At 73.2% G+C, this 18,818-nt stretch carries 17 protein-coding genes; 7 read left to right on the plus strand and 10 right to left on the minus strand.

Annotated elements, in window-relative coordinates; all coding sequences use genetic code 11:
- Positions 1–49 precede the first annotated feature (49 nt).
- Positions 50–442 (plus strand): hypothetical protein, encoded by a 393-nt coding sequence (locus AB0B40_RS03380; RefSeq protein ID WP_345047590.1) that lies wholly within the window; start codon positions 50–52, stop codon positions 440–442.
- A 69-nt stretch (positions 443–511) separates the two neighbouring features.
- On the opposite strand, the gene AB0B40_RS03385 is transcribed toward AB0B40_RS03380, so the two are convergent.
- Positions 512–2,362 carry a glycoside hydrolase family 3 protein gene (locus AB0B40_RS03385; protein ID WP_362262516.1) on the minus strand — a complete coding sequence of 617 codons (1,851 nt, stop codon included), beginning with the start codon at positions 2,360–2,362 and terminating at the stop codon, positions 512–514.
- A gap of 184 nt (positions 2,363–2,546) precedes the next feature.
- Between AB0B40_RS03385 and AB0B40_RS03390 the strand changes: the two genes are divergently transcribed.
- Positions 2,547–3,137 carry an alpha/beta hydrolase gene (locus tag AB0B40_RS03390; RefSeq protein WP_345047594.1) on the plus strand — a complete coding sequence of 197 codons (591 nt, stop codon included), beginning with the start codon at positions 2,547–2,549 and terminating at the stop codon, positions 3,135–3,137.
- An 84-nt stretch (positions 3,138–3,221) separates the two neighbouring features.
- On the opposite strand, the gene AB0B40_RS03395 is transcribed toward AB0B40_RS03390, so the two are convergent.
- The 3 genes from AB0B40_RS03395 to AB0B40_RS03405 all read right to left on the minus strand — a co-directional run bounded on the left by AB0B40_RS03395 (position 3,222) and on the right by AB0B40_RS03405 (position 6,827).
- On the minus strand, positions 3,222–4,487 hold the full coding sequence (locus AB0B40_RS03395; RefSeq protein ID WP_345047596.1) for an MFS transporter: 1,266 nt from the start codon (positions 4,485–4,487) through the stop codon (positions 3,222–3,224).
- Between the two features lie 119 nt (positions 4,488–4,606).
- On the minus strand, positions 4,607–5,407 hold the full coding sequence (locus AB0B40_RS03400; protein ID WP_345047597.1) for a sugar phosphate isomerase/epimerase family protein: 801 nt from the start codon (positions 5,405–5,407) through the stop codon (positions 4,607–4,609).
- 370 nt (positions 5,408–5,777) lie between these two features.
- A complete protein-coding gene (locus AB0B40_RS03405) occupies positions 5,778–6,827 on the minus strand; it encodes a LacI family DNA-binding transcriptional regulator (protein ID WP_345047599.1) in 1,050 nt (349 codons plus the stop codon).
- A 278-nt stretch (positions 6,828–7,105) separates the two neighbouring features.
- Here AB0B40_RS03405 and AB0B40_RS03410 point away from each other — a divergent pair, with 278 nt between their 5' ends.
- The 3 genes from AB0B40_RS03410 to AB0B40_RS03420 are packed head-to-tail and all read left to right on the plus strand — an operon-like array spanning position 7,106 to position 10,301.
- Complete coding sequence (locus AB0B40_RS03410; protein ID WP_362262521.1) at positions 7,106–8,257, plus strand: Gfo/Idh/MocA family oxidoreductase; 1,152 nt, start codon at positions 7,106–7,108, stop codon at positions 8,255–8,257.
- Positions 8,254–9,405, plus strand: a complete 1,152-nt coding sequence (locus AB0B40_RS03415; protein ID WP_362262524.1) for a dihydrodipicolinate synthase family protein — start codon at positions 8,254–8,256, stop codon at positions 9,403–9,405. The genes AB0B40_RS03410 and AB0B40_RS03415 overlap by 4 nt, the downstream gene beginning before the upstream one ends.
- The gene (locus AB0B40_RS03420) at positions 9,402–10,301 is read left to right on the plus strand and encodes a sugar phosphate isomerase/epimerase (RefSeq protein WP_362262527.1); all 900 of its coding nucleotides are present in this window, start codon (positions 9,402–9,404) and stop codon (positions 10,299–10,301) included. The genes AB0B40_RS03415 and AB0B40_RS03420 overlap by 4 nt, the downstream gene beginning before the upstream one ends.
- A 19-nt stretch (positions 10,302–10,320) precedes the next feature.
- Here AB0B40_RS03420 and AB0B40_RS03425 read toward each other — a convergent pair whose 3' ends face one another.
- From AB0B40_RS03425 to AB0B40_RS03445, 5 genes are all read right to left on the minus strand, one after another.
- The gene (locus AB0B40_RS03425) at positions 10,321–11,223 is read right to left on the minus strand and encodes a ribokinase (RefSeq protein WP_362262530.1); all 903 of its coding nucleotides are present in this window, start codon (positions 11,221–11,223) and stop codon (positions 10,321–10,323) included.
- Positions 11,224–11,305: 82 nt separating this feature from the next.
- The gene (locus tag AB0B40_RS03430) at positions 11,306–13,258 is read right to left on the minus strand and encodes a substrate-binding domain-containing protein (protein WP_362262533.1); all 1,953 of its coding nucleotides are present in this window, start codon (positions 13,256–13,258) and stop codon (positions 11,306–11,308) included.
- Positions 13,248–14,783 (minus strand): sugar ABC transporter ATP-binding protein, encoded by a 1,536-nt coding sequence (locus AB0B40_RS03435; RefSeq protein ID WP_362262536.1) that lies wholly within the window; start codon positions 14,781–14,783, stop codon positions 13,248–13,250. The genes AB0B40_RS03430 and AB0B40_RS03435 overlap by 11 nt, the downstream gene beginning before the upstream one ends.
- Positions 14,780–15,823, minus strand: a complete 1,044-nt coding sequence (locus AB0B40_RS03440; RefSeq protein ID WP_345047608.1) for a LacI family DNA-binding transcriptional regulator — start codon at positions 15,821–15,823, stop codon at positions 14,780–14,782. Before AB0B40_RS03440 ends, AB0B40_RS03435 begins: the two co-directional genes overlap by 4 nt.
- Positions 15,824–16,139: 316 nt before the next feature.
- Entirely contained in the window at positions 16,140–16,550 is a 411-nt protein-coding gene (locus AB0B40_RS03445) for an ATP-binding protein (RefSeq protein ID WP_345047610.1), read from the minus strand.
- 166 nt (positions 16,551–16,716) lie between these two features.
- Between AB0B40_RS03445 and AB0B40_RS03450 the strand changes: the two genes are divergently transcribed.
- On the plus strand, positions 16,717–17,550 hold the full coding sequence (locus tag AB0B40_RS03450) for a helix-turn-helix transcriptional regulator (protein WP_345047611.1): 834 nt from the start codon (positions 16,717–16,719) through the stop codon (positions 17,548–17,550).
- 7 nt (positions 17,551–17,557) lie between these two features.
- Entirely contained in the window at positions 17,558–17,752 is a 195-nt protein-coding gene (locus AB0B40_RS03455; RefSeq protein WP_345047612.1) for a DUF397 domain-containing protein, read from the plus strand.
- Here AB0B40_RS03455 and AB0B40_RS03460 read toward each other — a convergent pair.
- Complete coding sequence (locus tag AB0B40_RS03460) at positions 17,700–18,710, minus strand: helix-turn-helix domain-containing protein (protein ID WP_345047614.1); 1,011 nt, start codon at positions 18,708–18,710, stop codon at positions 17,700–17,702. The two genes, AB0B40_RS03455 and AB0B40_RS03460, sit on opposite strands and share 53 nt — an antisense overlap.
- Positions 18,711–18,818: the final 108 nt, after the last annotated feature.

The following is an 18,818-nucleotide window of genomic DNA, read 5'->3' on the forward strand; positions in this document are numbered from 1 at the left end:
TACATCAGTACGGACGCAGGGGAGTGTGACCGTGACGGGGAGGACGAGAATGGGCAGTGGTGGAATACGCCGGCGACTGGCACTCGGAGCGGCCGTCCTGGCCGCGTCCGGCGCGCTCGCCTTCACGGCGACGGCAACCGCGCAGGCCGCCTCGGCCGACGGCTGCGCCGGGCGCGAGGTGCGGACCCTGCCGTTCAGAACCGGCGTCATCCACGTCTACAAGCGCGGCGACTACGTCTGCGCCGTCACCGTCGCCCGGAACGCCGGCTCCGTCCAGTCCATGTCGGTCAGCGTGCAGGCGCGCGGCAACCGGCCGGTCGTCGACAAGGGCCGCTACAAGCACCTCGCCGGGCCGGTGACCGTGAACGCCGGTCACCGGTGCGTCTGGATCAGGGGCGCGGTGGGCGCGTACTCGCGCAGCTCCGGCTGGATCCTGTGCTGAGAGCAGACCCCGCGAGGCGCTCGGTCGGCTGCCCGCGCGCACGGCACGCGTAGCGCTCCCGCCCGGCCCTCAGTACCTCAGCCCGTGTCCGATCGGGTACAGCACCTGGGCCGGGTCGTCCGCGCGCTGCACCGGCACCGGCAGCCTCCCGCGCGGTGCCACCCGGCCGGCGATCACCCGCGCGGCGGCGCGCAGTTCGACGTCCGTCCAGCAGTACGTGGCCAGGCAGGCCCGGACGGAGGGGAGTTGTGCGACGTCGTACGGGTTGCGGATCGCCACCACGGCCACCGGGCGGCCCGTCGCCACGAGGCGGTCCACCAGAGTCCGCTGGGAGCTGCCCGCCGTCACGTTGTAGGTGGCGACGATCACCGCGTCCGCGTCCCGCGCGGCCGTGACCGCCTTGTCGACCGTCCCGGCCGAGGGCGCGGTGCCGGTGGACAGGGCCGTGGCGGTGAAGCCCAGTTCGGTGAGGGCGGCGGCCAGGACGCCGGTGGGCGGGCCGGTGGTGCCCGACGGGGAGGCCGGGTCGGCGCCGACGACCAGCAGCCGGTGCTCACGGCGGCGGTCGAAGGGCAGGACGCCGCCTTCGTTGACCAGCAGGGTGGTGGTGCGTTCGGCGATGCGGGCGGCGCTGGCCAGGTGGGACGCGGTGCCCACGGTGCGGTCCACGCCTTCCGGGCTGGCCCAGGGCCGGTCGAGGACTCCGCGCCGGGCCTTCAGGCGCAGGATGCGCAGGATCGATTCGTCCAGCCGGGCCTCGGTCAGCTCGCCCTCCCGGACGGCCTTCAGCACCGCGTTCCAGGCGACGTCCAGCGAGGGCGGGTTGAGCAGCTGGTCCACGCCGGCCTTGAGGGCGAGCACCGGCACCCGGTCGTCGCCGTACTTCGTGCGCACGCCCTGCATGCCCAGGGAGTCGGTGATGACGACCCCGTCGTAGCCCAGTTCGCCGCGCAGGATGCCGGTGAGGATCGGGTGGGAGAGGGTGGCCGGGTCGCCGGAGTCGTCCAGCGCCGGGAACTGGATGTGCGCGGTCATGACCGAGTCGATGCCCGCCCGGATCGCGGCCCGGAACGGCACCGCGTCCAGCTTTTCCCACAGGTCCCGGCTGTGGGTGATGACCGGGAAGCCGTAGTGGCTGTCGACGGCGGTGTCCCCGTGGCCGGGGAAGTGCTTGGCGGTCGCCGCGACCCCCGCCGCCTGGTACCCCTTCACCTCGGCGGCCACCAGTCCGGCGACCGCCTCCGGGTCGGCGCCGAAGGACCGTACGCCGATCACCGGGTTGGCCGGGTTGACGTTCACGTCGGCGTCGGGTGAGTAGTCCTGGTTGACGCCCATCGCGCGCAGTTCGGCACCGGAGATCCGGCCGAGGGTGCGGGCGTCGGAGCGGGAGCGGCCGGCGCCGATCGCCATCGCGCCGGGGAAGAGCGTGGCGGGCGCGCCGACCCGGCACACCGCGCCGTGCTCCTGGTCGGTGGCGATGAGCACCGGCAGACCGCGCGGCTGGTCCAGCGAGGCCCGCTGGATGCCGTTGGACAGGTCGGCGATCTGGTGCGGGTCGCGGGTGTTGTGCGCCCAGGTGAAGTAGATGATCCCGCCGACCCGGTACTTCGCGATCAGCTCGGCGGCGGTGCGGACGCCGATCTCCTTGAGGTTGGCGTCGATGTCCGCCTGGTCGGGGGCGGTGGCGGAGTGGCCGTAGACCCGCATCACGAAGAGCTGGCCGACCTTCTCCTCCAGCGTCATACGGGAGATCAGGGCGCGCAGCCGGCGGTCGTCGTGGGGGGCGGCGTGGGCGGCCGTCGGTACGCTCAGCGCGGCGGTGAGGCCCGCGGTCGCGGCGAGGACGGCGCGTCTGGACGGCCGTGCGGTGTGTCCCGTGCTTCCCGTGCCGGTGTCGCTTCCCGTGCTGGTGTCGTGCACGTGCGCTCCTTCCAGAGGAGAACCGCTGAAGGAAACTTCCGAGGAGTCACCAATATCCGGGAAGTTTCTTTCCGTCAAGGGAATGCACAGTAACCAGGAAGCGGCCGTCGGCGGGGTATTCACGGGGGCGCGTCCAGCCTGGGGGCACTGGACCGCGGCGGACGGGCCGTACAGGATCACCGGCATGACCACACGTTCGTACCTCGTGCTGCACGGCTGGCAGAACCACCGCCCGGAGGGGCACTGGCAGCACTGGCTCGCAGACCGGCTCGGCGCACTGGGCCACCGGGTCGGCTACCCGCAGCTGCCCGACGCGGACGACCCCGACCTGGAGGTCTGGCTCGGCGAACTCGCCCGCCACCTGGAGGAGTCGGCCGGAACCGGCGAGCGGGTCGTGGTGGCCCACAGCCTGTCCGCCGTGCTGTGGCTGCACGCCGCGGCCCGGGGCATGGAGCAGCAGCGGCTCGCGGACCGGGTACTGCTCGTCGCCCCGCCGTCCGGATCCGTCCTCGCCCGGTACCCCGAGGTGGCCGCGTTCGCCCCGCCCGCGCCGGACTTCACGCTGCCCGGACCGACGCGGCTGGTCGCGGGCGACGACGACCCGTACTGCCCCGAGGGCGCCGGCACGCACTTCGCCGAACCGCTCGGCATCCCCGCCGACATCCTGCCCGGCGCCGGACACCTCGACCTGAACGCCGGGTACGGGCCCTGGCCGGCCGTGCTCGACTGGTGCCTGGCGGATTCGGCGCCGCTCACGGCCCGGCCGGCTCGGTGACGGACACGCCTCCCGGCTGCGTCCGCGGGTCGTCAGCCGGCTGGCGCGCGCCCGCGGGCCGTTCCCCGGCTACGGTGCCGCCGGTCACCCGCCGCCCGGCTCGGTGGCGGGTGCGCCGGGTGCGCGGGGTGTGCCGGGTGCCCGCAGCTCGGGCGTCGTCGCGGCCACCCCGGCGACCGCCAGCACGCACAGCACACCGCCGGTGACCAGGGCGGTCGCCCCGGAGGTCCAGCCGGCCAGCAGACCGCCGCGCACATTGCCGAGGCTCGGGCCCGCCTGGCCGACGATCTGCTCGGCCGCGGTGACCCGGCCGAGCAGCGCGTCCGGGGTGCGGGTCTGCACGAGCGTGGTGCGGGAGACCACCGCCGTCGCGTCCGCCGCCCCGGCGACCACCAGCAGGGCCAGACCGGCCCAGGCGCTGGTGGAGAGGCCGAAGAGGAGCAGGGCCGCGCCCCAGGCGGCGGACGCGCACAGCATCACCGCCCCCGGCCGGGCGAGCCTGGTCAGCGCGCCGGACAGTCCGGTCGCCGCGACCCCGCCCACCGCCAGAGCCGACAGGAACAGGCCGAGGGTGCGGGGGTCGCCGCCGAACCGCTCGGCGTTGACCAGCGGGAACAGGCTCACCGGGAACGACAGCACGGTGGCGGCGAGGTCGGTGAGCAGCGCGCCCCGCACCACCCGGTGCCCGGCCAGGAACCGCAGCCCGTCCAGCACCCCGTGCATCCCCGCCCGGGACGGTTCGCCCTCGGGCGGCAGCGCGGGCAGCCCGAAGGCGCCGTAGAAGGCGACGCCGAAGCTGAGGGCGTCCAGCAGGTAGCAGACACCGATACCGAACCAGCCCAGCAGCACACCGGCCAGCGCGGGCCCGAGCAGCATCATCGACTGGCCCGCCACCTGTTGCAGCGCCAGCGCGGCGGCCACCTGCTCCCTGGGCAGCAGACGCGGCAGGAACACCCCGGCGGCCGGACCGCCGAGCGCGCCGAAGGCCGACTGCGCGGCGACGAGCAGCAGCACCGCGGCCACCGGCACGTGTCCGGTGAAGCCCTGCACCGCGAGCAGCAGGGAACAGGCGGCCTGGCCGACGGTGGCCGTGAGGTAGACCCGCCGCCGGTCGGCCCGGTCCGCCCACGCCCCGGCGAACAGCCCGAACACCACCAGCGGCAAGGCCTGTGCGAGCCCGACCGCGCCGGTCCAGGCGGTGCTGTGGGTCATGTCCCACACCTGGAACATGACCGTCACCATGGTCATGAACCCGCCGAGCACGGACACGGTCCGCCCGATCAGCAGCCGCCGGAACAGGGGCGAGATGCGCAGCGGCGTCACGTCGACGAGCGAGCGCGTGAGGCTCATGAGCGGAGGCGGGCGCACGGCCCCGGTGGCTGGAACACCGGGGGAGACTAACCGCGCACCGTCACCCCGGCCAGCGAATTGAACACCCGGGACCGGCTACGGCGCCCCGCCCGGGCACGCTACGCCACTTCGCCCAGCACCTTCAGCAGGTGTTCCCGGCCCCCGTCCAGCAGCTCCGGGAGCGGCGCCGCCGACTCGTACCAGCGCTTCTCGTACTCCCAGCACAGCCAGCCGTCCCAGTGGTGCCGGGACAGCACGTCCAGGCACTCGGTGAGCGGCAGCACCCCGGTACCGAGCGGCAGCGGGGTGGTGTCCTCGGCGGAGGCGATGTCCTTGACCTGGACGTAGCCCAGGTGCGGGGCGAGGGCCGCGTAGCTGTCCGACGGCTGCTCGCCGCCCAGCCAGGTGTGCATGACGTCCCACAGCGCGCCGATCTGCCGGTGTCCGACCGGGCCGAGGATCCGGATCGCGTCGGCGCCGGTGCGGTGCGAGTCGTGGGTCTCCAGCAGGATCCGGACGCCGAGCGCGGAGGCGTCCTCGGCCGCGGTGCCGAGCCGCCGGGCGGCGATCGCTTCCGACTCCTCGCGGGGCCGGTCGGGGTCGGCGCCCGGGAACACGCGGACGAAGGGCGCGCCCAGGTCGTGGGCGAGCCGCAGCAGGTCCCGCAGCTCCGCCAGCACGGGCGCGTCCTCGCCCGGGGCGGCGACGCGCGTGTACCCGGCGAGGCCGAGCACCTCGATGCCCGCGCTCCGGAACAGGGCCGCGACCTCCGCGCGGTCGGCGGGGGACAGCCCCGGGTGCACGGGCTCCTCGGGATGGGCGCGCAGCTCGACCCCGTGATAGCCGTGCGCGGTCGCGAGGGCCAGGACGTCGGGGACGGGCAGGCCAGGGACACCGAGAGTGGAGAACGCCAGCTTCATGGGCACGGAACGTACCCCCCAGCCGCCGGGTCCATGCATCTCCGGCCGCCGCCCGGCCCCTTCCCCGGGAAGCGGCCACGCCGGCCGCTCACCGCCGCCGCACCCGACCCCGGTGCGCGTCCCGCGCCCCGGCCGGCCGAGACGCCGGCCGCTCACTGACGCCGCACCCGCGCGCCTCGGCCGGTCCCACGCCCGCTGCGCGTCCCGGCACCGATGCCCCGTCCCCCGGCCGACGGCCCCGGCCGCTTCAGCCGACGCCCCGAACCGAGGCGCCCAGCCGGTGGCCGGTGTCGGGCAGCGCCTGTACGCCGTGTCACCCCGTGGACCGCCGCGCGGAACGGGCAGGGCCGGGGGGCGTGGGTGGGCCCGCTCAGGACGACCGCGGCACTCCCGTGGAACCCCGCACCATCAACTCCCCCCGCACGGTAGCGATCCCGCCGGGCGGGGGTTCCTCGCGGCCCATCACGACGCGCCCGGCCCGTGCCCCCGCCTCCGCCAGCGGCAGCCGGACCGTCGTCAGGGAGGGCACCGCGTCGACGCTGAAGGGCAGGTCGTCGAAGCCGGCGACCGAGATGTCCTCGGGGATGCGCAGGCCGGACTCGCGCAGGGCGGCGCAGGCGCCGAGGGCGACGGAGTCGTTCGCGGCCACGATCGCCGTCAGCGAGGGGTCGCGGCGCAGCAGTTCGAGCGTGGCCTCGTACCCGGACCGCCGGTCGTAGCGGCCGTGCACGGTCCAGCCGGGGTGTTCCTCGATGCCGGCCGCGGCCAGGGCCGCGCGGTGACCCTCCAGCCGGTGCCGGGTGGTCGTCCGTTCCGCGGGGCCGGCGATGTAGCCGAGCCGGCGGTGGCCGAGGCCGGTCAGATGGCCGGTCAGAGCGCGGGCGCCGCCCCGGTTCTCGAAGGTCAGCGCGATGGCCTCGGTGTCCGGCACCGGCGGGCGCCCGCACAGCACCACCCGCGTCCCGGCCTCCGACAGCTTCCGCAGCTTCGCCGCGACCGCCGCGGCGTGCGGTGCGTGCTCCACGGCTCCGCCGGTCAGCACCACGGCCGCGGCCCGCTGCCGCTGCAGGAGGGTGAGATACGTCAGCTCGCGCTCGGGAGAGCCGCCGGTGTTGCAGACGACCGCCAGGCGTTCCCCGCCGGCCCGCCCGCCCGGACCGCAGATCTCGGCCTGGATCGCGCCGGCCATGATCCCGAAGAACGGGTCGGCGATGTCGTTGACGAGAATGCCGACCAGGTCGGAGGTGGCCGCGGCGAGCGCGCTGGCGGGGCCGTTGAGGACGTAGTCCAGTTCGTCCACGGCCCGCAGCACCCGCTCGCGGGTGGCGGCGGCGACCGGGTAGTTGCCGCTCAGCACGCGCGACACCGTCGCGGGGGAGACCTGGGCGCGGGCCGCCACGTCCGCCAGGGTCACCGTCATCGTCGTCCTCCGGTCGCGCGTTTCGTCGTACGTCCTCGTAGCCGGCCGGTGCCTGTCGGGATCAGCCGGTACGCCCTCGTAGACAGCCAGGCAGGGGTCCTGGTTCCGAGCAGACCCTAAGGCCACGGACCCCCGTTGTTCGCCCCCTCGAACAACTCGAAGCGGACACGGTGTTGTGCGGACCCCGGCCAGGGGCTAGCTTCACCGGCAGCAAGCGCTTGCTGCATGGCCGGTGCGGCGACGGTACAGGGCGTCCGGCGCCCACGAAGGGGACTGACGTGACACGCAGGACGGTGCGTATCGCCATGAACGGCGTGACCGGGCGCATGGGCTACCGCCAGCACCTCGTCCGGTCCATCCTCGCCCTGCGCGACCAGGGCGGCCTCGACCTCGGCGACGGCACCGTGCTCCGGCCCGAGCCGGTTCTGGTCGGCCGCCGCGAGCACGCCCTGAGGGAGATCGCCGAACGGCACGGCCTGGAGCACGTCTCCACCGACGTCGACGCCGTCCTCGCCGACCCCACCGTCGAGATCTACTTCGACTCCCAGGTCACCGCCGCCCGGGAGGACGCCGTCACCAGGGCGATCATGGCCGGCAAGCACGTCTACACCGAGAAGCCCACCGCCACCGGCCTCGACGGCGCCCTCGCCCTCGCCCGCCTCGCCCACGACAGGGGCGTCAGGCACGGCGTCGTCCAGGACAAGATCTTCCTGCCGGGCCTGCTGAAGCTGAAGCGGCTCGTCGACGGCGGCTTCTTCGGCCGCGTCCTGTCCGTCCGCGGCGAGTTCGGCTACTGGGTCTTCGAGGGCGACTGGCAGCCCGCCCAGCGCCCGTCCTGGAACTACCGTGCCGAGGACGGCGGAGGCATCGTCGTCGACATGTTCCCGCACTGGGAGTACGTGCTCCATGAACTGTTCGGCCGCGTGACGTCCGTCCAGGCCCTGGCCACCACCCACATCCCGCAGCGCTGGGACGAGAACGGCAAGCCCTACGACGCGACCGCCGACGACGCGGCCTACGGCGTCTTCGAGCTGGAGGGCGGCGCCGTCGCCCAGATCAACTCCTCCTGGGCCGTCCGCGTCAACCGCGACGAGCTGCTGGAGCTCCAGGTCGACGGCACGGAAGGGTCGGCCGTGGCCGGGCTGCGCGGGTGCCGGGCACAGCACCGCGGCACCACCCCCAGGCCCGTGTGGGACCCGGACGTCCCCACCGCCGAGGCCTTCCGCGACCAGTGGCAGGAGGTGCCCGACAACGGCGGGTTCGACAACGGCTTCAAGGCCCAGTGGGAACTGTTCCTCAGGCACGTCTACGCCGACGCCCCCTACCACTGGGACCTGCTGGCCGGCGCCCGCGGTGTGCAGCTGGCCGAACTGGGCCTGAGGTCCTCCGCCGAGGGCCGCCGCATCGCCGTACCGGAGATCGCGCCGTGACCGTCCGACTGCCCCGCGCCGACGGCACCCTGCGGACGTACGAGCCCCGCGCCCGGCCGCTCGCCGTCCTCCCCGGCACCCCCTTCACCTCACGCACGGTCTTCGCGGCGGCCCACGTCGTCGCCGACCCGTACGCGGACGTCTCGCCCGACTCGCCCGCCGCCGTCGACTGGGACGCCACCCTCGCCTTCCGCCGCCACCTGTGGTCCCACGGCCTGGGTGTCGCCGAGGCGATGGACACCGCCCAGCGGGGCATGGGCCTGGACTGGGCGGGCGCGGCCGAGCTGATCCGGCGCAGCGCGGCGGAGGCACGCGGCACGGGCGGCCGGATCGCCTGCGGAGTCGGCACCGACCAGCTCACCGGCGGCACCCTCGCCGAGATCCGCGCGGCCTACGAGGAACAGCTCGCCGTCGTCGAGGAGGCGGGCGCCCAGGCCGTCCTCATGGCGTCCAGGGCGCTGGCCGCCACCGCCACCGGCCCCGAGGACTACCTGGAGATCTACGGCCACCTCCTGCGCCAGTCCGCCGAGCCGGTGATCCTGCACTGGCTGGGCCCGGTGTTCGACCCGGCCCTGCGGGGCTACTGGGGCTCGGCCGACCTGGACGTGGCCACCGGCACCTTGCTGGAGCTCGTCGCCGCGCACCCCGGCAAGGTCGACGGCGTCAAGATCTCCCTGCTGGACGCCGGGCGCGAGGCCGAGCTGAGGCGCAGGCTGCCGCGGGGCGTGCGCTGCTACACGGGCGACGACTTCCACTACCCCGAGCTGATCGCGGGCGACGACAGCGGCTTCAGCCACGCCCTGCTCGGCGTCTTCGACCCGCTGGGGCCGCTCGCGGCGCGGGCGGTACGGGCCCTGGACACCGGTGACACCGAGGGCTTCCGCGCACTCCTCGATCCCACCGTGGAGCTGTCCCGGCACCTCTTCCGGCCGCCCACCCGCTTCTACAAGACGGGGGTCGTCCTCCTCGCCTGGCTCGCGGGCCACCAGTCGCACTTCGCCATGGTCGGCGGCCTGCAGTCGGCCCGCTCTCTGCCGCACCTCGCCCGCGCCTACGAACTCGCCGACGGCCTCGGCCTGTTCCCGGACCCCGGACTGGCCGAGGAACGCATCAAGAACCTTCTGTCGCTGTACGGGGTGAACGCATGACCGATCCGGCGCGCCTGAGCATCAACCAGATGACCGTGAGGCAGCTGTCGCTTCCCGAACTGGTCTCCTCGTGCGTCGAGTCGGGGATCGGACAGGTCGGCCTGTGGCGTGCGCCGGTGCAGGCGTACGGCGTGGCCGAGACGGCGAAGCTGATCCGCTCCGCGGGCCTGACGGTGACGACCCTGTGCCGCGCCGGCTTCCTCACCGCGCTCGACCCGGCGGAACGCGCGGCGGCCCTGGCCGACAACCGGCGGGCGGTCGAGGAGGCGGCCACGCTCGGCACGGACACCCTGGTCGTGGTCTCGGGCGGCCTCCCGCCCGGCGCCAGGGACCTGCGGGCGGCCCGGGAACGCGTCGCCGACGCGCTGACCGGACTGGCCCCCTACGCGGAGGACCACGGCGTCCGCCTGGCCATCGAGCCCCTGCACCCCATGTACGCCGCCGACCGCTGTGTCGTCTCCACCCTCGCCCAGGCCCTGGACCTCGCGGAACGCTTCCCCGCCCACCAGGTCGGGGTGACCGTGGACACGTACCACGTCTGGTGGGACGACCAGGCCCCCGCCCAGATCGCCCGCGCGGGCGCGGCGGGCCGCATCCACTCCTTCCAGCTCGCCGACTGGACCACCCCCCTGCCCGAGGGGGTCCTCAACGGGCGCGGCCAGCTGGGGGACGGCACGGTCGACCTGCGGGAGTGGACGGGGTACGTGGAGGCGGCCGGCTACACCGGCCCCATCGAGGTCGAGCTGTTCAACGAGCGGCTGTGGGCCCGGGACGGGCGGGAGGTGCTGGCGGAGACGGCGCAGCGGTTCGCGGAGCACGTGGTCCGTCAGGTGTCCGCCGCCGAGGCGCCTTCCGCCACCGGCCCGGCCGGCGGCCCGTCCGGCACTCCGGCCTAGGACGGGACACCCGGCCGCCTCACAGCGCGTCGATCTCCTCCGCCGTCGGGTACGACTCCTGCGCGCCCCGCTTCCGCACGGCCGCCGCACCCACCCGGGCCGCGAAGGCCGCCGCCTCGGCCAGGGCGGCACCCGTGCCCAGCCGCCAGGCCAGGGCGGCCGTGAACGCGTCCCCGGCCCCCGTCGTGTCCACCGCGTCCACCTGCACCGACGGCACCGGGGTCACGCCGGAGCCGTCGCACACCAGGGCACCCCGCGCGCCCAGCGTCACCACCACCGAGCGCGGGCCCCTGGCCAGCAACAGCCGCGCCCAGTCCGCGGGTTCGTCGCTCACGCAGGCGGCACCGAGGATCACCCGCGCCTCGTGCTCGTTCACGATCAGCGGGTCGCAGGCCGCCAGCACCTCCGCGGGCAGCTCGCGCGGCGGGGACGGGTTCAGCACGAACCGGCTGTCCGGCGCCAGGTTCCGCACCACCTCCACGACCGTCTCCAGCGGGATCTCCAGCTGCGCCGACACCACCCGGGAGGCGTGGAACAGGCTCGTGGCCGCACGGACGTCCGCCGGCCGGAGCCGGGAGTTGGCACCGGGCGACACCACGATGCTGTTGTCGCCTTCCGGGTCGACGGTGATGAGCGCGACGCCCGTCGGGGCGCCGCCCACCAGCACGCCCACCGTGTCGGCCCCGGCCGCGCGCAGCGAGTCGAGCAGCAGCCGGCCGTGGCCGTCGTCGCCGACCCGCGCCAGCAGTGCCGTACGCGCACCCAGCCGGGCCGCGGCGACCGCCTGGTTGGCGCCCTTGCCGCCCGGGTGGACGGCCAGGTCGCCGCCGAGCACCGTCTCGCCGGCGGCCGGCCGCCGCTCGACGTCGATCACCAGGTCGGCGTTGGCCGATCCCACGACCAAGAGGTCGTAGCCGTACATCAGTTGACTCCCCTGAGAGATGACGTCAGGCGGGCCGCCCCCGGGAATCCCGTGCGGAGGCCGCCCGCCGGCGCGTTCCGTGTCAGCCGCTGAAGCCGGCCACGTTGTCCTTCGTGACCACCTTCACCGGCACCTTCACCGTCGGCTCCACCTTCTCGCCCCTGACCGCCTTCAGGGCGTTGTCCACGGCGATCCGGCCCAGCTGCGTGGGCTGCTGGGCGACCGACGCGTACAGCGTGCCGTCCTTGACCGCCGTCAGTCCGTCCGGGGTGCCGTCGAAGCCGACGACCTGCACGGACTTCCCGGCCTTGGAGCCGAGCGCCTTGATCGCGCCGAGGGCCATCTCGTCGTTGGCGGCGATGACGCCCCGCACGTCCGGGTGGGCCTGGAGCAGGTTCGACATCACGTCGAGACCCTTGGTGCGGTCGAAGTCGGCGGGCTGCTGGGCCAGCACCCGGATACCCGGGTAGGCCCTGAGGCCCCGGGCGAACCCGGCCGCCCGCTCCCGGGCCGCCGACGTGCCCGCCTGCCCCTGGAGGATGACGATCCCGCCCTTGCCGCCCAGCTTCTCGGCGACCGTCTTCGCGGCCAGCTCGCCGCCGGCGACGTTGTCGGAGGCCACCAGGGTGTCCACGGACGCCTTGTTGACGCCCCGGTCGACGGCGACGACCGGGATCCCCGCCTTGTCGGCGGCCTTGACGGAGTTGCCCGCCGCGTCGGAGTCCACCGGGTTGACGATGACCGCGCCCAGGTTCGAGCTCGTGAAGTTCTGCAACTGGTTGGCCTGCTGCGAGGCGTCGTTCTGGGCGTCCGTCACGGTCAGGTCCACGCCCAGCTTCTTGGCCTCGGCCTGGGCGCCCGCCCGGATCTGCACGAAGAAGGGGTTGTTGAGCGTGGACAGGGACAGCCCCATCCTCGGGTTCGTGGACGAGGAGGAACCGCCGTGCAGGAAGGAGGTGGCGCCGACGACGGCGACCGTGACCACGGCGGCGAGCACATAGGTCGCCGCCTGCCTGCCCCGGTTCCCGCCACCCGTGCCCGCGGCCGCCGGGGCCGCCCCCGCCTTGCGGCGCACGGTGTCCAGCAGCACCGCCAGCGCGATCACGACACCGATCACCACCTGCTGCCAGAACGCCGACACCGACAGCAGGTTCAGGCCGTTGCGCAGCACCGCCAGGATCAGCGCGCCGATCAGCGTGCCGGACGCCTTGCCGGTGCCGCCCGCCAGCGAGGCGCCGCCGATGACGACCGCGGCGATCGCGTCCAGCTCGTAGCCGTCGGCGGCCTGCGGCTGCGCCGAGGACAGCCGGGCGGCCAGCACCACGCCGGCCACCGCGGCGAACACGCCGGACAGGGCGTAGATCGCGAGCTTCTGGCGCTGCACCCGCAGGCCCGACAGCCGCGCGGCCTCCTCGTTGCCGCCGATCGCGTACATGGACCGGCCGATGTAGGTCCGCCCGAGCACGAACGCGGCGACCAGCCCCATCACCACCATGACCAGCACCGGCACCGGCAGCCAGCCGCCGAGGGTGTCCCCGAGGTGCGAGACGGAGCCGGGGAAGGCGATGGGGGAGCCCTGCGAGATCACCAGGGCCAGACCGCGGCCCACGGACAGCAGGGCCAGCGTCGCGATGAACGGCGGCAGCTTGCCGTATGCGATGAGGAAACCGTTCACCAGCCCGGCCGCGATGCCGGTGGCCAGGGCGAGGACGACCGCCAGGGCGACCGGCACGCCGTGCTGGGTGGCGCTCCAGGCCAGCACGGTCGCCGACAGCGCCGCCACCGAGCCGACCGACAGGTCGATGCCCGCCGAGACGATCACGAAGGTCACGCCGAAAGCGAGGATCGCGGTGACGGCCGCCTGCACGCCGATGTTGAGCAGATTGTCGGTGGTCAGGAAGTCGCCCGACAGCGCCGACAGGGCGATGACGAGGACGATCAGCGCGGTGAGCGCGCCGTTGTCGAGGAGCAGCCGCCGGACGGCCCCCGGGGCGCCGTCCGCGCCCGGCCGGCTCTTGAGCGTGTCAGTGGCCACGGGGGCCCTCCTTGTCGGTGGTCGGGGTCTCGGTGGTCGGGGTGGAGACGGCGAGCGCCATCACGGCGTCCTGCGTGGCCTCCTCGGCGGAGAGTTCACCGGCGATCCGGCCCTGGGCCATCACCAGCACGCGGTCGCTCATGCCGAGCACCTCCGGCAGATCGCTGGAGATCATCAGCACGGCGGCGCCCGCGGCCGTCAGCTCGTTGATCAGCTGATAGATCTCCACCTTGGCGCCGACGTCGATACCGCGCGTCGGCTCGTCCAGGATCAGCACCCTGGAGTCGGCCAGCAGCCACTTGCCGATGACGACCTTCTGCTGGTTGCCGCCGGACAGGGTCCGCACGTGCTGCCCGAGGCCCGCCATGCGGACGCCCAGCCGGCCGGCCATCCGCCCGGCCGCCGCGTACTGCGCCCCGCGGTCCACGATCCCGGCCCGGGTCGCCGACCGCAGGGTCACCAGACCCAGGTTCTCCGCGACGGAGGCGTCCAGCACGAGCCCCTGGCCCTTGCGGTCCTCCGGGACGAGACCGATGCCGGCCGCCATGGCGGCGTTCACGTCATGGCGCCTGAGCCGCGAGCCGGCGACCCGCACGACTCCGTCGTCATAGGGATCCGCGCCGAACACGGCCCGTACGACCTCGGTCCGCCCGGCCCCCACGAGCCCCGCGACACCGACGACCTCACCGGCGTGCACGTCGAAGCTCACGTCGTGGAAGACCCCGTCACGGGTGAGCCCCTCGACGCTGAGCAGCGCGGCACCCTTCTGGGGCCGCTCCCGGGGGTACTGCTGCTCGATCGACCGCCCCACCATCAGCCGTACCAGTTCGGCCTCGGGCGTGGCGGCGGGCACCTGCCCGACGCTGCGCCCGTCCCGGATGACGGTGACCCGGTCCCCCAGGGCGGCGATCTCCTCCAGGTGATGGGTGATGAAGACGATGCCCACGCCCTCCGCGCGCAGCGACCGCACGATGGCGAAGAGCCGGTCCACCTCCTCCGAGGTGAGCACGGCGGTCGGCTCGTCCATGATGAGCACGCGCGCGTCCAGGCTGAGCGCCTTGGCGATCTCGACCATCTGCAGCCGGGCGATCCCGAGTTCCCGCACGCGCGCGCGGGGCGGGACGCTGACCCCGACGCGCTTCAGCAGCGCCTCGGCGTCCGCCTCCATCCGCTTGCGGTCGATCATCCCGAACCGGCGCGGCTGCCGGCCCAGGAAGATGTTCTCGGCGACGGTCAGGTCCGGCACCAGGTTGAACTCCTGGTAGATGGTGGCGATCCCGAGCCGCTCGGCGTCCTGGGCGCCATGGATGCGCACCTGCCGGCCGCCGACGCGGATCTGCCCGGAGTCGGGCGTGTGGGCACCGGAGAGCATCTTGATGAGCGTGCTCTTGCCGGCGCCGTTCTCACCGAGCAGCACATGGACCTCGCCCCGGCGCAGATCGAAGTCGACGCCGTCGAGCGCGACCACGCCGGGGAAGGTCTTGCGTATGCCCTCGATGCGCAGCAACTCGTCCGGGTCGCTCACGACGTGCTCCTTTGCACTGGGGAGGGGGACTGCGTGGGGAACGGGGCGGCCGGCTCACCGCACGAGCGGCGCACGACGAGCCGGGCGGGCAGGGTGACGGAGCGCGGGGTACGCCCCTCGATCCGGTCCACCAGGGCCCGTACGGCGGCCCGCCCCAGCTCACCGGTCGGCTGGGCGATCGCGGTGACGGGCGGATCGGTGTGCACGAACCAGGGGATGTCGTCGAACGCGGCCAGCGCCAGCCCGTCGGGCACGCGCAGCCCGCGCGCGCGTACGGCGTCCAGCGCGCCGAGCGCCATCAGGTTGTCGGCCGCGAAGACGACCTCGGGCGGCTCCGGCAGGTCCAGGAAGCCCTCGGTGACCCGCCGTCCGCTCTCCGCCTGGAAGTCGCCGTGGCCCGTGTAGGCGTCCGGGAGCGCAAGCCCGTGCTCGGCCAGGGCGGCCCGGAACGCCTCGACACGCTCGCTGCCGGTGGTGGTGGCGGCGGGCCCCGCGATGATCGCGAGCCGCCGGTGTCCGAGCCGGTACAGGTGGGCGACGAGTTCCCGTACGGCCGCGCGTCCGTCGGCGCGTACGACGGGCACGTCCAGCCCCGGTATCCAGCGGTCCACGAACACCATGGGAGTCCCCGCGCGCGCGGCGTCCAGCATGAGGGGGGAGCCGCCGTCGGTCGGGGACACGAGCAGCCCGTCGATCCGCCGGTCGAGCAGGTTGCGCACGTGGTGGTCCTGCAGCTCGGGCCGCTCGTCGGCGTTACCGATGATCACGCTGTAGCCGAGCGCACGGGCCTCTTCCTCCACCGAGCGGGCCAGTTCGGTGAAGTACGGGTTGAGGACGTCGCTGATGACCAGGCCGAGGGTGTGGGTCTGGTCGGTGCGCAGCGACCGGGCGACGGCGTTGGGGCGGTAGCCCAGCGCGGCCACGGCGGCCAGCACGCGCGTGCGTGCGTCCGCGCTGACGGACGGGTGCTCGTTCAGCACCCGCGACACGGTGGCCACGGACACCCCCGCCGCGGCGGCGACGTCCTTGATGCTCGCCATGGCCGGCCCCACCTCCTCGTGGACTCGTGGAATCGATTACACAACCACTCCAGAAGAGGATTGGAATCGATTACACGGCGCGCGGCAACCCCCTCCCCCCATCCCGAAACCGGATCGTGACCGTCCGCGGAGGGGCCGGGTTCCGCCCGTCCCTCCGGGCCGCTCGCGTGCTTCCGCGGGGCAGAAGCGAGCGAGCGGCCCGGAGGTCACCGCTTCACTCCTCGGTGAACAGCTCCGGGGCCTCGGCCGCGTGGGCGGCGCGCTGGGCCCAGACCTCCCTCCGCATCTGCTTCGCCCGGGGGCCGGCCAGGCGTATTCAGGCCGCCGCGAGTTCGCACCACACGTATTTGCCCCGGTCCCCGAACCGGGCCGAGGGCTGCCAGCCCCAGTAGTCCGCGCAGGCCGTGACCAGGCCCAGGCCCCGCCCCTCCTCCAGGTCGACGACCTGTCCCAGCGGTTGTGGCGGGGGTGGCGGGGCGGGGTCGGTGTCCCATGCCCCGATCCACACCAGCCCCTGCGGCGAACGGCGCACCCTCAGCGCCGCCGGCCCCTTGGTGTGCCGTACGGCGTTGGACACCAGCTCCGTCGCGAGCAGCTCCGCCGTGTCCGCGAGGCCGGGGAGTTCGTGCAACGTCAGGATCGTGCGCAAGGTGCGGCGGCAGACCGTCACGGCTCTGGGGTCGTTGGGGATGTAGAGGGTGTAGTCCCAGGTCTCACTTTCAGGCATGCGTCATCAACTCCGGGGAGATGAGTGGTCTTCTGCGCACAGCGGCATCGCCGCGGTTCGCTTCCGCTGCGTGTGCTGTTCGTCACCGACGGTAGACCTGAAAGTTTCGGCGGGGCAAGCTGCTCGCGTAATCTGACCCCCGAACGAGTCGAGTGAGGAGCAGTTGATGCCCACGAGGCGCGAACCAACGGCGCGGCAGATGCGCTTGGCGGTCGAACTGCGCAGACTCCGTGAGGCCGCCGGCCTCACCGCCCGGCAGGCGGCAGCCCTGTTGGGCGTGAGCAACGTCCAGATCAGCCAGATCGAGGCAGGACTGTCAGGAGTGAGCGAGGAGCGACTCCGCCGCCTCGCCTCCCACTACGCCTGCGAGGACGAGGAGTTCATCGGTGCGCTCGTCGAAATGGCCACGGATCGGACACGCGGCTGGTGGGAGGAGTACCGGGGCCTGCTGCCCACGTCATTCCTGGACCTGTCCGAGTTGGAGCACCACGCCCGGTTCCTCCGGCACGTGGCGATCCTCTACGTGCCGGGCCTGCTCCAGACCGAGGACTACTCGCGCGCAGTGTTCTCCTCCAGGCTTCCGGAACTCGCCCGGGAGGAACTTGAGTTGCGTATCCAGCATCGGCAGGAACGACAGAAGATCATCACTCCGTACGAAGCGGTGATCCACGAGGCGGCGCTCCGCATCAGGGTCAGCAACCGTGCCACCTCGAAAGCCCAGCTCGCTCAGCTTCTCGAGCTTTCCGAGGCGGACCACGTCACTCTGCGGGTCATCCCCTTCGACCTGGACGGTTTCGCCGCATCAAGCCAGATGACGTACGCGGGCGGCCCTTTGCCCAGGCTGGACACGGTGGTACGGGACGCACCTCATGGCTCACTCCTCATTGATTCCGAGGCTCAGCTGAACATCTATCGATCACGCTTCCTTATGGTGAAGGCCGTATCACTCGCACCGGACAAGTCCCGTGACTTCATCCACCGGCTGGCAAACGACCTGTGAGGTCCCCATGGACAATTGGCGGAAGTCGTCCTACTCAGGTGAGGGCGACGGCAACGAGTGTGTCGAGGTCGCCGCGCGTCCCGCCCGCGTAGCCGTGCGCGACTCGAAGTTTCCCGCGCGGGCCGTTCTGACCTTCCCGGGGGCCGCCTTCAGTCTCTTTCTCGATGCTCTGAAGGCGTCTTCCCGCGCCCGGACTCGCTGACGGACCGGCCGGCCCGGTACTCGCGGGGTGACATCCCCGTGTGCGAGCGGAAGGCCCGGGAGAAGGCGTCGGCCTGGGGGTAGCCCCAGCGGGCGGCGATGGTGCGGATGGGCACGGCCCGCAGCGCGGGATCCGCCAGGTCCCGGCGGCAGTGATCGAGGCGCTGCCGCCGGACGAAGGCGCGCGGAGTCGTGCCGTTCTGCTGGAAGATGCGGTGCAGGTAGCGGACGGAGATGCTGTGCGCGCGGGCGATCTCCTCCGGCGCCAGACCGGGTTCGTGCAGATGCTCGCCGATGTAGGCGGTGATGCGGAGGTACATCGCCTCCGTGCCGGAGCCGTGCGACGCGGCCGAGTCGCGGCCGAGGTGGTGCCGTAGCAGCCCGGTGAGCAGGTCGAGCGCCGTGTCCTGGAGGACCGTCGCGTCCTGTGGGGTGAGGGTGCCGTACTGGTCGGCGACCTCGTCCATGAACGTCGCGAAGATGCGGCCGATCCCCTCGGTGGCCGGCAGCGACCGGCCGCACAGCCCCTTGAACGTCTTCTCGCCTCCCCACAGAAGCCGTTTGGGGAACTGGAGGATGAGGGTCCTGGTCGGGATCTCCCCGGTGAAGGTGTCGAAGGAGTGGGAGCTGTCGAAGAAGCCGACGTCCCCCTGCCGCAGCAGTGTGCTCTGCCGGAACTGCTCGATCCCCACCTCGCCGGAGGTGACCAGCGCGGCGTGGTACATCTCCGGGTCCGACTGCCTCACCAGTCTCGGTGTCCTCTGTGCCTCCACAGCGGCGTGGGACAGCACGGAGATCTGGCCGGCGCCCAGCGGCAGCACTTCGATGCGCCCCTGCACGGTCGCGCGGTCCAGGAAGCGCACCCGCTGGGTCACCTGGGCCATGGCCATCGTCTCGACCCAGACATCGGCACGCTCCCGCTCCGCCAGTTCGGCGGTGTCGACAACTATCGCTCTCACTGCCGTCCTCGGTCCGCGGTGGGTCAGCTCTGCTCCGAGTGAAAACCACTGGTGCGGCGGGACGACAGTGCGTTCCACGCCAACAACCGTGCAGCCGGGGCCGACACG

It is taken from the genome of Streptomyces sp. NPDC042638 (assembly GCF_040647235.1).
GTDB lineage: Bacteria > Actinomycetota > Actinomycetes > Streptomycetales > Streptomycetaceae > Streptomyces > Streptomyces rameus.